Annotated in this window: 14 protein-coding genes; 4 read left to right on the plus strand and 10 right to left on the minus strand. The window is 71.3% G+C overall.

What is annotated here, in order from left to right; translation table 11 throughout:
- The first annotated feature begins 18 nt into the window (after positions 1–18).
- Both lanKC and FVE25_RS14795 read left to right on the plus strand, forming a co-directional pair.
- Positions 19–2,556 (plus strand): class III lanthionine synthetase LanKC, encoded by a 2,538-nt coding sequence (gene lanKC, locus FVE25_RS14790; protein ID WP_157247319.1) that lies wholly within the window; start codon positions 19–21, stop codon positions 2,554–2,556.
- Positions 2,553–2,705: a class III lanthipeptide gene (locus FVE25_RS14795; RefSeq protein WP_157247321.1), complete on the plus strand. Its 153-nt coding sequence runs from the start codon at positions 2,553–2,555 to the stop codon at positions 2,703–2,705. Before lanKC ends, FVE25_RS14795 begins: the two co-directional genes overlap by 4 nt.
- Before the next feature lie 129 nt (positions 2,706–2,834).
- Here FVE25_RS14795 and tatC read toward each other — a convergent pair whose 3' ends face one another.
- The 5 genes from tatC to FVE25_RS14820 all read right to left on the minus strand — a co-directional run bounded on the left by tatC (position 2,835) and on the right by FVE25_RS14820 (position 6,374).
- A complete protein-coding gene (gene tatC, locus FVE25_RS14800; protein ID WP_343046140.1) occupies positions 2,835–3,659 on the minus strand; it encodes a twin-arginine translocase subunit TatC in 825 nt (274 codons plus the stop codon).
- 98 nt (positions 3,660–3,757) lie between these two features.
- Positions 3,758–4,096: a Sec-independent protein translocase subunit TatA gene (tatA, locus tag FVE25_RS14805; RefSeq protein ID WP_157247323.1), complete on the minus strand. Its 339-nt coding sequence runs from the start codon at positions 4,094–4,096 to the stop codon at positions 3,758–3,760.
- Positions 4,097–4,162: 66 nt separating this feature from the next.
- The gene (locus FVE25_RS14810) at positions 4,163–4,351 is read right to left on the minus strand and encodes a hypothetical protein (RefSeq protein ID WP_157247325.1); all 189 of its coding nucleotides are present in this window, start codon (positions 4,349–4,351) and stop codon (positions 4,163–4,165) included.
- The gene (locus FVE25_RS14815; protein WP_246267026.1) at positions 4,348–5,313 is read right to left on the minus strand and encodes a helix-turn-helix transcriptional regulator; all 966 of its coding nucleotides are present in this window, start codon (positions 5,311–5,313) and stop codon (positions 4,348–4,350) included. Before FVE25_RS14815 ends, FVE25_RS14810 begins: the two co-directional genes overlap by 4 nt.
- Before the next feature lie 113 nt (positions 5,314–5,426).
- Positions 5,427–6,374 (minus strand): helix-turn-helix transcriptional regulator, encoded by a 948-nt coding sequence (locus FVE25_RS14820; RefSeq protein WP_157247327.1) that lies wholly within the window; start codon positions 6,372–6,374, stop codon positions 5,427–5,429.
- A gap of 39 nt (positions 6,375–6,413) precedes the next feature.
- Here FVE25_RS14820 and FVE25_RS14825 point away from each other — a divergent pair, with 39 nt between their 5' ends.
- Positions 6,414–7,481: a DUF3866 family protein gene (locus FVE25_RS14825; RefSeq protein ID WP_157247329.1), complete on the plus strand. Its 1,068-nt coding sequence runs from the start codon at positions 6,414–6,416 to the stop codon at positions 7,479–7,481.
- 103 nt (positions 7,482–7,584) lie between these two features.
- Positions 7,585–8,778 carry a monooxygenase gene (locus tag FVE25_RS14830; protein ID WP_246267028.1) on the plus strand — a complete coding sequence of 398 codons (1,194 nt, stop codon included), beginning with the start codon at positions 7,585–7,587 and terminating at the stop codon, positions 8,776–8,778.
- Here FVE25_RS14830 and FVE25_RS14835 read toward each other — a convergent pair.
- The 5 genes from FVE25_RS14835 to FVE25_RS14855 form a co-directional block, all read right to left on the minus strand.
- Positions 8,706–9,203, minus strand: a complete 498-nt coding sequence (locus FVE25_RS14835; RefSeq protein WP_157247331.1) for a DUF3291 domain-containing protein — start codon at positions 9,201–9,203, stop codon at positions 8,706–8,708. The genes FVE25_RS14830 and FVE25_RS14835 overlap by 73 nt on opposite strands.
- A 32-nt stretch (positions 9,204–9,235) precedes the next feature.
- A complete protein-coding gene (locus FVE25_RS14840) occupies positions 9,236–9,898 on the minus strand; it encodes a helix-turn-helix transcriptional regulator (RefSeq protein ID WP_219825501.1) in 663 nt (220 codons plus the stop codon).
- A gap of 419 nt (positions 9,899–10,317) precedes the next feature.
- Positions 10,318–11,232, minus strand: coding sequence for an FKBP-type peptidyl-prolyl cis-trans isomerase (locus FVE25_RS14845; protein ID WP_157247333.1), 915 nt, complete (start codon positions 11,230–11,232; stop codon positions 10,318–10,320).
- 76 nt (positions 11,233–11,308) lie between these two features.
- Entirely contained in the window at positions 11,309–12,667 is a 1,359-nt protein-coding gene (pafA, locus tag FVE25_RS14850) for a Pup--protein ligase (protein ID WP_157247335.1), read from the minus strand.
- A gap of 85 nt (positions 12,668–12,752) precedes the next feature.
- A complete protein-coding gene (locus tag FVE25_RS14855) occupies positions 12,753–13,442 on the minus strand; it encodes a GntR family transcriptional regulator (protein WP_219825502.1) in 690 nt (229 codons plus the stop codon).
- Positions 13,443–13,519 lie beyond the last annotated feature (77 nt).

The following is a 13,519-nucleotide window of genomic DNA, read 5'->3' on the forward strand; positions in this document are numbered from 1 at the left end:
CGGGATCGCCGGAGTCTGATGGAGGACGGGCTTCCCCGGGAGGCGATCGTGCGCTACGAACAGTTCTCCTTCACGGATCCGGTCTTCTACGACCTGCCGTCCCGCTCACCCCTGGCGCACCACCGCTACGCCCCGGACCGCCCGGTCCCCGCCGGGTGGCACCGGGAGCGCCGCGACGTGTGGACCGCCCTGACCCCCTCCGGCCGGGCGCTCCCGCGGCAGGGCTGGAAGATCCACGTCTCGGCCACCGCGGACAGCGCCGGCAAGGCCGTGGACGCCGTCTGGGACTACTGCGTCCCCCGCACGATCGCCTTCAAGTTCCTGACCGACCACTCCGGCTTCCACGTGCGCAACGGCAAGAACGCCGAACGCGGCGGCAGCGGCAAACTCATCACCGTCTACCCGGCGGACTCCGAGCTGGAACCGGCCCTGACCCGCCTGGCCGCCGAGCTCCACGGCGTGAAGGGCCCCTACATCCTCTCCGACGTCCGCTGGCAGGACGGCCCTCTGTACGTGCGCTACGGCGGCTTCACCGAACGCCACTGCTTCGACGAGCGCGGCGAACGGGTGCCGGCCATCGAGACCCCGGACGGCCTCCTGGTGCCCGACCGGCGCGAACCCGGCTTCGCCGTACCGGACTGGGTGGAGGTCCCGGCCTTCCTGGAACCCAGCGTGAAGGCCCGCCGCGAGCCCGACACCCCGCACGAGCTCCCCTTCCGCATCGAACGGCCGCTGCACTTCTCCAACGGCGGCGGCGTCTACCTGGCCGAGGACCTGCGGTCCGGCCGGCGTGTGGTGGTGAAGGAGGCCCGCCCGTTCGCCGGTCTGGACGCCGCCGGGCGCGACGCCGTGCAACGCCTGCGCCACGAGCGTGCCTTCCTGGACCGGCTGCGCGGCACCGGCACCGTGCCCGAGTTGTATGACTACCTCACGTGCTGGGAGCACGAGTTCCTGGTCGAGGAGTACATCGAGGGCGAATCCCTGCTCAGCGTGATGACCCGCACCTATCCCCTGATCCACGCCGACCCGGCCGGGCACGAGGTGGCCGCATACGCCCGCTGGGCGCTCGGCGTGCTGGCGCGGGTCTCGGCCGCGATCCGCGCCCTGCACGGGTACGGCGTGGCCATCGGCGACCTGCATCCGCGCAACATCCTGGTGCGGCCGGACGGTCAGATCAGGTTCGTCGACCTGGAGGTCGCCTCGCTCGCCGGGGACAGGACGACGGCCGTCCTGGGCGCACCCGGGTACGCGGCCCCGGACGGCCGCGGCGGGGCGGACGCCGACCGGTACGCGGTGGCGTGCCTGTATCTGAGCATGTTCCTGCCGCTGACGGCCCTGCTCCCGCTGGCCCCCGGCAAGGCCGCCGTGCTGGCGGACGCCGCCGCGGAGCGGTTCGGCCTCGACCGCGCGCTGCTGGACGAGCCGGTGCGCGAGCTGAGCACGGGACAACACCACCCGCACCTGGCCGCGCCCCCGGAAACCGGCACGCTCGACTGGCCCGCGCTGCGCGCCTCCCTGAGCCGGGCCATCCTCGCCTCGGCCACCCCCGAGCGCACCGACCGGCTCTTCCCCGGCGACATCGAGCAGTTCTCCGCCAACGGCCTCGGCCTGGCCCACGGCGCCGCCGGAGTCCTGCACGCGCTGCGCCTGACCGGCCACGAGCGCCTGCCCGAGCACGAGGAGTGGCTGCTGGAAGGGGTACGGCAGCGCCGCCACCACAGTTGCCTCGGCCTCTACGACGGCCTGCACGGCATCGCCTACACCCTGGAGGAACTGGGCAGGCGGGACGACGCGCTGGCCGTGCTGGGCAAGGTGAAGGACGTCTCCCTGGACCTGCTGCCGGCCGGCCTGTACGACGGCCTGGCCGGGGCCGGGCTCAACCTGCTGCACTTCGCCGGCCGTACCGGGGACGAGTCGCTGCGCGAGCGGGCCGTCGCGGCGGGTCTGGAACTGGCCCGGCGGTGGGAGAGCGCGCGCTACCGCCCCGGCCTCCTCTACGGCCCGTCGGGGCAGGCGCTGCTGCACGTGCGGCTGTTCGAGGCCACCGGCGACCCGGTCTTCCTCGGCCACGCCGCCACCGCCCTGCGTGCGGACCTCGCCGTCTGCGCCACGCTGCCCGACGGCAGCCTGCAGGTCGACGAGGGCTGGCGCATGATGCCGTACCTGGCCACCGGCAGCGTGGGCATCGGCACGGTCCTGGCCGAGTACCTGCGCCACCGGGAGGACGCGGCCTTCGCCGGCGCCCTGGCCGCGATCCGGCGCGCGGCCCGGGCCGAGTTCGTCATCGGCTCCGGCCTGATGAACGGCAGGGCCGGATTCATCGCCTTCCTGGCCCATCCGCGTGACCCGGAGCTCCTCGACCTGCACCTGCGCCGCCTGTCGTGGCATCTGCTGGCCTACCGGGGGCATGCCGCCTTCCCCGGCGACCAGCTGATGCGGCTGTCCATGGACCTGGCCACCGGCAGCGCGGGAATCCTGGCCGCGCTGAGCGCGGCCTTCGACGGCACGCCCGTTCTGCCCTTCCTCACCGGCTCAGAAAGGACACGATCGGCATGACTCACGTGCTCGACCTGCAACGGCTCACGAACCCGGACGCCGACGCCGAGAGGGCGGTGGCCGGCAACAGCAGCATCAGCTTCACCCTCTGCGGCGACAGCAGCACCTTGAGCGTGCTGCTGTGCCACGGCTGCCACTGCCCGCACTAGGGGCCCTCGGTGGGGGCCCGCCTCACCCCGGGGCGTGGCCCTTCACCCGTCACCGATGCAGCACCGTCGCCCGGGCGGACAGACGCACCGCCCGGACACCACCCATGCCGCGGCCAAGGGGGCGGGCGGTCACCGGGAGTCGGGGCCGGTCTCCAGGTCGACCGGCGTGTCCAGGTCGGCCGAGGTTTGCAGGTCGAGCGGGGACTCCTGGTCGTCGTCCAGGCCGGTGTACTCATCCTCCGCCGGCAGGCGCCTCTCGCGGATGTACATCACCAGCTCAGCCACCCCGAACAGGACCACCATGGGCACGCTCAGCGCGAGCATCGTGAAGATGTCGCCGCCGGGCGTGATGACGGCGCTGAACACGAACAGCAAGAAGATGATCATGCGGCGGTGCTTGGCCAGCGTCGACCGCGGCAGCACGCCGATGATGTTCAGGAAGACCATGAGCAGCGGCACCTCGAACGAGATGCCGAACACCAGCAGCATGATCACCCAGTAGCTGAGGTACTCGTCCATCTCGATGAGCGGCACCGCGCTGGCGGGCATGAAGCTCAGCAGGAAACCGAGGCCGGTGTCCATCAGGAAGTAGGCGAAGGCGGCGCCGCCGATGAACAGCGGGATCGCGATCGACATGAAGACGACGGTGTGCTTCTTCTCGTTCCGGTACAGGGCCGGGGTGACGAACCGCCACACCTGGAACAGCCACACCGGAGACGAGGCGACCACGCCGACCAGCGCCGCGACCTTGAGGTTGACGAAGAACGACTCGAAGACGCCCCGCACCGCGAAGGTGCACTCGGGCCGCACGGCCTTGGATGCCTCGAGCGAGCAGTACGGCTCGGACATGAACTTCCACACCGGGTCGAAGAAGATCAACCCGACGACCGTCGCCACCGCAAGGGCCAGTACGGAGATGACGACGCGGTTGCGCAGCTCACGGAGGTGATCCATGAGCGGCATACGCCCCTCGGGGTCGGGAGGTGTTTCCGCGCCCCCGGGCCTCGTCCGTTTGAGCAGCGCCATCTAGGGTCCTTGTCCTGGGAGGGGGATCAGGCCTGCTTGTCCGCCTGGGCGCTCGCACGCAGCCGGGCGGCCTCCTCTTCGAGGCGGCGAGCCTGCTCTTCTGGCGCCAGCGGGGGAGACGCCGGCGGGATCTGCTGCGGGGTGGGCGACGCGGGCTGCGGCTGAGCCTGGCCCTGGGGCACCGTCTGCCCCTGCACCACCGTGGTCTTGTTCTCGTCGTCGTCGTCCTTGCGGAGGCTGCTGGTCTCAGCCTTGAAGATGCGCAAGGATCGGCCCACACCGCGAGCGAGGTCGGGCAACTTCTTGCCGCCGAAGAGCAGCAGAAGCACCACGATGATGACGATCCACTCAGGTCCGAAGGGCATGACGACTTCCTTAGTGAGAATGAGAGGCTGTCTCAGCCACGATCGTACGCTGCCCAGGGCCCAGACTCATCCCTCCCCGGCCTTGTTCATCCCGATTTGACCGTGCAGCCGTGCTCCGGCGGGCGAAATCCGGGCGTGGGCGTCGGACAGCTCCCTGCTCAGCCCACGTGCCGCGGCCAGGACTTTCGCCCCGGCGACCGCCAGCACCGCGAGGCCGGCCACCCCCAGCGCGACCGCCACGATGATCCACGTCATGTCTGGTGAGCGTACAGGGCCAGGGTGCGTTCGGCCTCCGCGCGCACCCGCTGGGCCATCGCCTCGGGGGCGGTGACGCGGCCGGAGTCGCCCAGGCGCAGCGCCAGCTTGAGCACCCAGTCCTCGTCGCGGGCGCGCAGCGCGATGCGCAGCCTGCCCTCGCCCAGCTCGGTGACCGCCTCGACCGGGTAGTACTCGGCCACCCACCGCCCGGCCGCGCCGACCTCGAGCTCGACCAGCTCGTCGGTGGGCGAGGGGCGGAAGACGCCCTGGGTGACGTCGATGGGCTCGGCGTCGGCGGGCGGGTCGGCGGGCACGTCGAGGACGTCCACGCCGACCACCCGATCCAGCCGGAACAGCCGCATCGCCTCGGCGCGGTAACACCAGCCCTCCATGTACGTGCGGCCGTCGACCACCATCACCCGGGTGGGATCGACCTCGCGCGGCGTCACCTCGTCGCGGCCCGGCACGTAGTAGCGCAGCGACAGCCGGCGCTTCCTGGTCAGCGCGTCACGCACCCGCGGCAGCGCGTCGGGGGCCGCGTCGACGTCCACCGCGACCTGGCTGCTCACCGCCGCCGCGCCCTCGCCCGCGGCCCGCTCCAGCTTGGCCACCACCCGCGGCAGCGCGTCGCCCGGCACCTCGGCGAACTCCGGCATCGCCCCGAGCATCCGCAGCGCCACCAGCAGGGCGCTGGCCTCGTCGATGCCCAACCGCAGCGGCCGGGCGATGGTGTCGGCGTTGTCGATGACGATCTCGCCGCCGTCCCAGGAGACGTCGATGAGGTCGCCCGGGGTGTGGCCGGGCAGCCCGCACATCCAGACCAGTTGCAGGTCGTCGATGAGCTGCTTCTCGCTGAGACCGAAGACCTCGGCCACCTCGCCGACCTGCGCGCCCGGATGCGACATCAGGTACGGCACGAGCGCCAGCAGCCTCGGCAGCCGATCAGCGCTTCCGCTCACGCCCTAGCCCCCTTCCTCACGACCACCGCCCGGTACGGCCCTGCGCCGCCGGTCCCCGCTTGCCGGGGTGACCATCATGCCCGGCGCGAGCCGGGCAGGCGTCAGACCACCGCTCACGCCATCGCCCCCTTGAGCCGCCTGATCACGGCCTCGCGGGCGTCCGGCGGGTCCAGCAGCACCACGTCGGACCCCATGCTGGCGATCCACCCCGCCAGCCGCTCGGGGTCGGTGAAGCGCAGCTCCACCTCGTCCCATCCGTCCTCCGCCGCCCGGGTGAGCGTGGCGAGCTGGCGCAGGCCCTCTCCCGCGCCCTGCCGTACCCGGACGAGGGCCACGCGCTCCTCGGCCTCCTCCCCCGGGAACCCGATCATCTCCCGGAGGTCCACCCCGGCCGGGACCTCGACCACGCCCGCGCGCCCGACGGCGGCGACCTGCCCCATGACGCGGCTGACGCGGAAGGCGCGCGGCGCGTCGCGGTCGCGGTCGAAGCCGGCGAGGTACCAGCGGCCGCGCCTGCTGACCACGCCCCACGGCTCGACGGTCCTGGTGCGCACGTTCTCGCTGCCGGCGCTGCGGTAGTCGAAGCGGACCACCCGCCGGTCGCGCACGGCCTCCCACAGAGCGGGGAAGGCCGGGTCGCGGGTGTCGACGCGCAGCTCGAGGGCTCCGCCGACGGTCTCGTCGGTGGCCACGCCGCCGGCGCGCAGCTTCAGCAGCGCCCCCGAGGCGGCCTCGGCCAGGCTGGCCCGCTGCCACACCTGGGCGGCCAGGCCCAGCACGGCGGCCTCGTCGGGCTCGAGGGTGATCTCGGGCAGCTCGTAGGACTGGCGCTCGATGCGGTAGCCGGGCTCGTCCTCCCAGGGGTCGCGCACGACGTCGATGGGGATGCCGATCTCGCGCAGCTCGTTCTTGTCCCGCTCGAACATGCGCTGGAAGGCTTCGTCCCCGTCGCGGTCGTATCCGGGTACGGCTTGGCGGATCTGCTCGGCCGACAGCGGGCGGCGCGTGGCGAGCAGGCAGATCACGAGGTTGAGCAACCGCTCTGTCTTACGGCGCGACATCTGCCTCACTCCTCTTGTGTTCGACGCTACCCTGCCCTGGTGATCAGATGGCGCAAGGGCGAGGTGACGCGGATCCGGCGCGAGTGGCCGGGGGCGGTGGAGCTCGACGTCGCCGTTCCCGAGGGTGAGGTCCGGGCGCTGGCCTACCCTCCCCTGGTGGGCCACCCGGAACCCGGCGACGAGGTGCTGCTCAACACGACGGCACTCGCGATGGGTCTCGGTACGGGAGGTTACGCCATGGTGGTGGCCCTCCCGAACAAATTGCCGGAAGATCCCTCGGGCCCGGGTCACCTCGTGAAGGCGCGCTACACCCCGCTGCAGGCCACGGTGCTGGGCGCCGACGAGCAGGACTCGCCGTATCACGAGCTTCTGCGGGAGGCCGACTCGCTGGACGGCATGCCGGTCGTGGCGGCCGACCTGCACTCGGCGCTGACGCCGATCCTGTGCGGGCTGTACGCGGGCCGCGCGGGCACCCGGGCCGTCTACGTGATGCAGGACGGCGGGGCGCTGCCGGCCTGGTTCTCGATGTCGTGCGCCCGGCTGCGGGAGATCGGCTGGCTGGCCGGGGTGGTGACGGTCGGGCAGGCGTTCGGCGGCGACGTGGAGGCGGTGACGACGCACACGGGGCTGCTGGCGGCCCGGCACGTCCTGGGGGCCGAGGTGGCGATCGTCACCCAGGGGCCCGGCAACCTGGGCACGGGCACCCGGTGGGGGTTCTCCGGCGTGTCGGCGGGCGAGGCGGTCAACGCGGCGGCGGCGCTGGAGGGGCGGCCGGTGGCGGCGCTGCGGGTCAGCGAGGGCGACAAACGCGAGCGGCACATAGGCGTCTCCCACCACTCGCTGACCGCCTACGGACGGGTGGCGCTGGCGCCCGCGCAGGTTCCGGTGCCCGAGTTGCCCGGGGCGTTCGGCGAGCGGGTCAAGGAGCAGGCGGCGCCGCTGGCCGTACGCCACGAACTGGTTCCGGTGGCGGTGGACGGTCTGCGCGAGGCGCTGGGCGAGGCGCCGGTGAAACTGTCGACGATGGGCCGCGGCCTGGAGGAGGATCCGGCCTATTTCCTCACGTCAGCGGCGGCGGGCCGGCACGCGGCGCGCCTTTTGGCGTAGTCATGAGGTCCTTCAGGGGTAGACGCGAGTTCCGACCATAGGTGGAGACGGTTCAGACCTGAGTGTGATGACGGTCACCGCCTGCGCGCGAGACCGTGGGGTCATGAAAAGGACACGCATCGGGGCGGGCGTCGTCCTGGCCGCGGCGGCCATGCTGCTCGCGGCCTGTGGGAGTGGCCCGGCCCGGGGATCAGGCACCACCGCCGCTCCGTCGCCGCCGCCGTCGGCGACGGACTCCCCGGCCGGGCACGGGCTGCACGGCTCGTCCACTCCGGCTCCGGCCGCCCCGTTGCGTGAGGGCGAGCGGTTCGTGACCGCCAAGATGCCCGCGGCCTACACGCCGGTGCCGCCCAACGGCGGCACCGACGTCTACCGCTGCTTCCTCGTCGACCCCGGCCTGGGCGAGGCCGACGCCTTCCTGACCGGCACCCAGTTCACGGCGCAGAACACCGACGTGGTCCACCACGCGATCCTGTTCCAGGTGGGGCCGGGCCAGATCGCGCAGGTGCGCGAGACCGACGCCAAGGATCCCGGCGAGGGCTGGACGTGCTTCGGCGACTCCGGCATCGGCGAGGCGGCCTGGATCGGCCACTGGGCGCCCGGCGCCGACGAGGTCCTGCTGGATCCGAAGCTCGGCTACTCGATGCCCAAGGGCAGTGCCCTGGTCATGCAGGTCCACTACAGCACGCTCGCCCTGGACGGCAAGCCGGCGGGCAGCGACCAGTCGAGCGTCCGGCTGCGCGTGTCCTCCGACGCCCGCACCCCGCTGATGACGACGTTGTTCGCCGCCCCCATCGAGCTTCCCTGCACCGGCCGGGAGAAGGGCCCGCTGTGCGAGCGCGGCGCGGCCGTGGCCGACGTGGGCAAGCGCTTCGGCGACGAGTCGGCCACCGAGGTGGGCAACCTTCTCCAGGCCTGCTCCGGCGGCAAGGCCAGGCCCGGCCCCACCCAGCACTGCGACGTGCGCTCCCCCGGCACCTTCACCCTGCACGCGCTGGCCGGCCACATGCACCTGCTGGGGCGGGCCATCAAGGTCGAGCTCAACCCCGGGAAGGCCAAGGCGCAGACGCTCCTGGAAGTGCCCGACTACAACTTCGACAACCAGGCGCTGCAGCCGCTGCCCAAGCCGGTGACGGTGAAGAAGGGCGACACCATCCGGGTCACCTGCACCCATGACGCGTCCCTGCGCGCCCAGCTGCCCCTGCTGAGAAACCTGCCGCCCCGCTACGTGGTCTGGGGCGAAGGCACCCAGGACGAGATGTGCCTGGGCATCGGGGTGGCCTCGGCGGCGTCGTAGAAGTCCTTGAAGGTGAACGCCTCCGGGCCGGGCCCCTGGGCCCGGAGGACCTCCAGGCGCGCAAACCCCTCCGCCGTCGTCGGCCGGTGTCCCTCCGGGATCCACCACATCACGCTGTACGGCTCGGCGATGTGGTGGAACCACTCCCGGCGGCGGCGCAGATAGTCCAGGTGGGCCGAGCGGTAGACGAAGTTCCACAGGGCTTCCCGGGACTCCCAGACCGACAGGGTGGTGGCCAGGAAGTCGTCGTGCTCGTAGCTCAGCAGTTCCCGGGGGTCGTCCTCGTTGGCCTGCATCCGCCAGACGAATCCGGGGGCGGCGTCGGCCAGGGCGTTGATGGGCTCCAGGCCGTCAATGAAGTCGGCGATGCGGGGGTCGTCGGCGGGGGCCAGGAGCTGGGCGACGTTCATCTGTGCCAGGTGCATGGGTCTTACCTCACCATGCCCGGCCTTCTATGTCAATCTTCATTTGTTTTAGAAGGTTCCCCGAGGTCGAGAGCCACGGTCACGCAGCACTCCCCCGGCCGGGGATCGAGGGCGGCGCGGCCCGGCTCGGCGCCCATGCCCGCCAGCACTCCCCGGCACAGCGCCAGGTTCATGGCGCACACCAGCACCGGCTGCTCCTCCGACAGAGCGTGGAAGGGGCAGTTGCGCATCCGCAGGACGTCGTCCTCGGCGTAGGGCTCGTAGCCGCGTTCGCGCAGCACGCCGTCCACCGGCTCGTCCCGGTGCAGCCGCCCCAGCCGCTCCCCCGCCCGCCGGGCGGCCCGCTCGGCCCGCTCCCCGGCGCCGAGCACGTCCACGACCTCGGCCAGCAGGGAGGCCATCACCCCGTAGTCGCGCGGCGGCAGGCTCACCGCCCGCTCGGTCTTGGCCCGCGCATACACCTTGGCCGGCCGCCCGCTGCCCGGCCCCTTCTTCTCCTGGGCCCGCAGCCCGGCCGTCAGCAGCCCGGCTTCGACAAGCTTGTCCAGGTGGTGGGCGGCCAGCGTCCGCGACACCCCGACCGCCTCCGCCGCCGGCCCCCTGCCGACCCCGCCGCCCGCGGCCACCACGTAGTCGTACAACGCCCGCCGTACGGGATCCTGCAGCTGGGCCAGGGCGTCGAGGTCGTCGTTCACGCCGTGAGTCTAAGTTCCCGGCCGGTGCGCCGCGAGGACGTCCACCACGAACGCCAGGGTGCCGGCGGGCCCGATCCCGGGCGGGACACCCGGCTGCCGACCGTCCGCCCGCGCCACGCCTTGTCCAGTAGTGGACGACCGCCACGTCGCCGCCTGCAGCCGGGAGCCCTGCCCTCGGCGAGCCGGCCGACCTGGAGCCCTTCCGGCGGCCTGCGGGGGGAAGACGATCGCCGGCGCGCGCCGAACGGGCCGCCGGCTTCAGGGCGAGGTCCCGCGGCGCCGAGCAGGCGGACAGCACAGCGGTCAGCACGAGGGAGGAGGCCGGCGCGAACACCGTCGGCCGCCGCATCGGCGTCCCTCCACAGCGACATCTCGTGGCCCCGGGCCACGAGATGTCACCGCGCCGCCGGATCCCTGCGTCAGTACGCCGAGAGCACGTCCACCACGAACACGAGCGTGCTGTTGGCCGGGATGCCCTTCTGCTCCTGCGCCCCGTAGCCCATCGCCGGCGGGATGCTCATCACCACGCGGCTGCCGACCGGCACCCCCGTCAGCCCCTTCTGCCAGCCCTGGATGACCCCGCTCAGCGGGAAGTTCGCCGGCTGGCCGCTCGCCCAGCTGGAGTCGAACTCCTTGTCGGTCCCCCAGATCTTGCCCGTGTAGTGCACGTCGAGCGTCTGGGTGGCCTCGACCGGCTTGCCGGTGCCCTTGATCAGGGTCTTGACCACGAGGTCCTTGGGCGCCTTCTCGTCGGTCTTGGTGGTCAGCGTGGGCGCCTTGTCGCCGCCCGGGTTGACGACCTTCACGCCCTTGAGCGTCTCGCCGGTCTCCTTGCCGGTGGCGGCCTTGAGGGCGGCGGGCGGGCTGCCGACCACGTCCATGACGAAGACCTTGGTCACCTGCGACGGCGGGTTGTTCTCGTCGGCCATCACGGCCATCAGGCGGCCGCCGTGCTTGACCTTGACGAAGCCGTCCTGCAGGACCTTGGGCAGCGTCTGGTCGACCGCGATCGTCTCCGGCTTCTTGGTGTCGTAGGACGAGCCCTGGAAGGCGTTCGACTTGCCGTCCCAGTCGTAGACGGTGAGGTTGACCATCAGCTTGTCGCCGCTCTTGACCGCGGGGCCGGTGCCCTCGCTGATCACCTCGAAGGACGACTTCTTGGCGGGCGTGCCGGAGGGGAAGGTCACGGTCGGCTTGGCGTTCACGGCACCGGCGACCTTCACCCCCGACGACGCGGCAGCCGATGTGGTTCCGCCGCCGCTGTCGGCGGACCCGCAGGCGGCGGCGGTGAAGATCAAGGGCACGGCGGCCAGTACGGCCAAGCGGCGTCGCATGGACAATCCTCGGGGACAGACGGCAGGTTCGCGTCACACTATCCGAGTTCGATGTAGGCCCGAGGTAAACGCACCTCTACATTCCGGCGATGAGCTTGTCCACCCTCTCGTCCACGCTGCGGAACGGGTCTTTGCACAGCACGGTGCGCTGCGCCTGGTCGTTGAGTTTGAGGTGCACCCAGTCGACGGTGAAGTCGCGGCGCTTCTCCTGGGCCTTGCGGATGAACTCGCCCCGCAGCCGCGCCCGGGTGGTCTGCGGCGGCACCGACTTGGCCTCGAAAATCCGGATGTCGGACGTCACCCGTTCCACCGCGCCGCGCTTTTGCAGCAGGTAGAACAGGCCGCGTTTGCGGTGCACGTCGTGGTAGGCCAGGTCGAGCTGGGCCACGCGCGGTGAGGACAGCGGCAGGTCGTACTTCTTGCGGTAGCGCTCGATGAGCTGGTATTTGGTCACCCAGTCGATCTCGCGGCTGACCAGGTCGAGGTTGCCGGTCTCCACCGCGCGCAGGGTGCGCTCCCACAGCTCCAGCACCCGCCGGGAGATGGGGTCGCCGCCGCGCCGGTCGACGAAGTCCTTGGCCTTGGAGAGGTATTCCTGCTGGATCTCCAGGGAGGAGGCCTCCCGCCCGTTGGCCAGCCGTACCCGCCGGCGGCCGGTCATGTCGTGGGAGACCTCGCGGATGGCCCGGATCGGGTTCTCCAGCGACAGGTCGCGCATCACCGTGCCCGCCTCGATCATGCGCAGCACCAGGTCGGTCGCGCCGACCTTGAGCAGCATCGTGGCCTCGCTCATGTTCGAGTCGCCGACGATGACGTGCAGGCGGCGGAAACGCTCGGCGTCGGCGTGGGGCTCGTCGCGGGTGTTGATGATGGGCCGGCTGCGGGTGGTGGCGCTGGAGACGCCCTCCCAGATGTGCTCGGCGCGCTGCGAGACGCAGTAGACGGCGCCGCGCGGGGTCTGCAGCACCTTGCCGGCGCCGCAGATGATCTGCCGGGTCACCAGGAACGGGATGAGCACGTCGGCCAGGCGGCCGAACTCGCCGTGCCGGCCGACGAGGTAGTTCTCGTGGCAGCCGTAGGAGTTGCCGGCGGAGTCGGTGTTGTTCTTGAACAGGTAGATGTCGCCGGCGATGCCCTCCTCGCGCAGGCGTTTCTCGGCGTCGACGAGGAGCCCTTCGAGGATGCGCTCGCCGGCCTTGTCGTGGGTGACGAGTTCGACGACGTTGTCGCACTCGGGGGTGGCGTACTCGGGATGGCTGCCCACGTCCAGATACAGGCGGGCGCCGTTACGGAGGAAGACGTTGCTCGATCGGCCCCAGGACACGACTCGGCGGAACAGGTAACGGGCGACCTCGTCCGGGGACAGCCTGCGCTGGCCCCTGAACGTGCAGGTCACGCCGTACTCATTTTCGAGCCCGAAGATGCGACGATCCATCACCTCACACTATGCCCACGGATCGGCGAGCGGGAGGGATCTTCCCAGCCGTTTTTGCGCCACGCGCGCCGCATGTGCCGATAAATCACTCTTTGTGGGGTACGGCGGCGCCGCCCCCCAGCATGCGGCCCTTGCCGGCCAGGATGTGCTCCTCCATCAGCCGGCCGGCCGTGGCGGCGTCACCGGCGGAGATGCGCTCGATGATCTCCCGGTGCTGCGCGTTGGAGAGCTCCCTGGCCGCCGCAGGCTCCAGGCCATGGCGACGAAACAGGTGCAATTCCTTCGAAATATCGTCATAAAGCTCAACAAGCCGAGGATTTCCCGACAAGGCGACAATCCGCCGGTGCAGATCGACGTTCAGCGGATAGTAGTGATCCATGTCGGCGCACCCCCGCAGCCGCTCGACCACCTCCAGCAGCTCGGCCACGTCGCCCTGGCCGGCCCGCTCGGCGGCCAGCCGACCGGCCAGCCCGAACAGGCTCGCCCGGATGTCGTAGAGCTGGGCCGCCTGCTCGACCGAGATCTCTCTGACGAACATGCCGCGGTTGGCGCGGAACTCGGCCAGCCGGCTGCGCTCGAGCTGCCGGCACGCCTCGCGGACCGGCCCCCGGCTGACGCCGAGCCGCATGGCCAGCGCCGACTCGTTGATCCGGTCGCCGCCTTTGAGCACGCCGTTGATGATCATGTTTTCCAGCTCTTCGACGATCAGCTGGGGAAGGGAGGTGGCCTGGCGCTCGGCCACGCGGCGCCGGAGCGCGTCGGTGTAATCGCCCACTGGATCTTCACTACCCTACCTTCCCGCAAATTGCAAATCGTTGACAGTTGACGATTCTGAGAGAGAAGCTCCTCCCA

This window comes from Nonomuraea typhae (assembly GCF_009760925.1).
GTDB classification, from domain to species: domain Bacteria; phylum Actinomycetota; class Actinomycetes; order Streptosporangiales; family Streptosporangiaceae; genus Nonomuraea; species Nonomuraea typhae.

Coding starts and splice junctions, on each gene's coding strand:
- FVE25_RS14845 (WP_157247333.1), bottom strand. CDS start 11,232: ATGCGACGCCGCTTGGCCGTACTGGCCGCCGTGCCCTTGATCTTCACC.
- FVE25_RS14835 (WP_157247331.1), bottom strand. CDS start 9,203: ATGCACCTGGCACAGATGAACGTCGCCCAGCTCCTGGCCCCCGCCGAC.
- pafA (WP_157247335.1), bottom strand. CDS start 12,667: ATGGATCGTCGCATCTTCGGGCTCGAAAATGAGTACGGCGTGACCTGC.
- FVE25_RS14830 (WP_246267028.1), top strand. CDS start 7,585: ATGAAAAGGACACGCATCGGGGCGGGCGTCGTCCTGGCCGCGGCGGCC.
- FVE25_RS14795 (WP_157247321.1), top strand. CDS start 2,553: ATGACTCACGTGCTCGACCTGCAACGGCTCACGAACCCGGACGCCGAC.
- lanKC (WP_157247319.1), top strand. CDS start 19: ATGGAGGACGGGCTTCCCCGGGAGGCGATCGTGCGCTACGAACAGTTC.
- FVE25_RS14810 (WP_157247325.1), bottom strand. CDS start 4,351: ATGACGTGGATCATCGTGGCGGTCGCGCTGGGGGTGGCCGGCCTCGCG.
- tatA (WP_157247323.1), bottom strand. CDS start 4,096: ATGCCCTTCGGACCTGAGTGGATCGTCATCATCGTGGTGCTTCTGCTG.
- FVE25_RS14820 (WP_157247327.1), bottom strand. CDS start 6,374: ATGTCGCGCCGTAAGACAGAGCGGTTGCTCAACCTCGTGATCTGCCTG.
- tatC (WP_343046140.1), bottom strand. CDS start 3,659: ATGGATCACCTCCGTGAGCTGCGCAACCGCGTCGTCATCTCCGTACTG.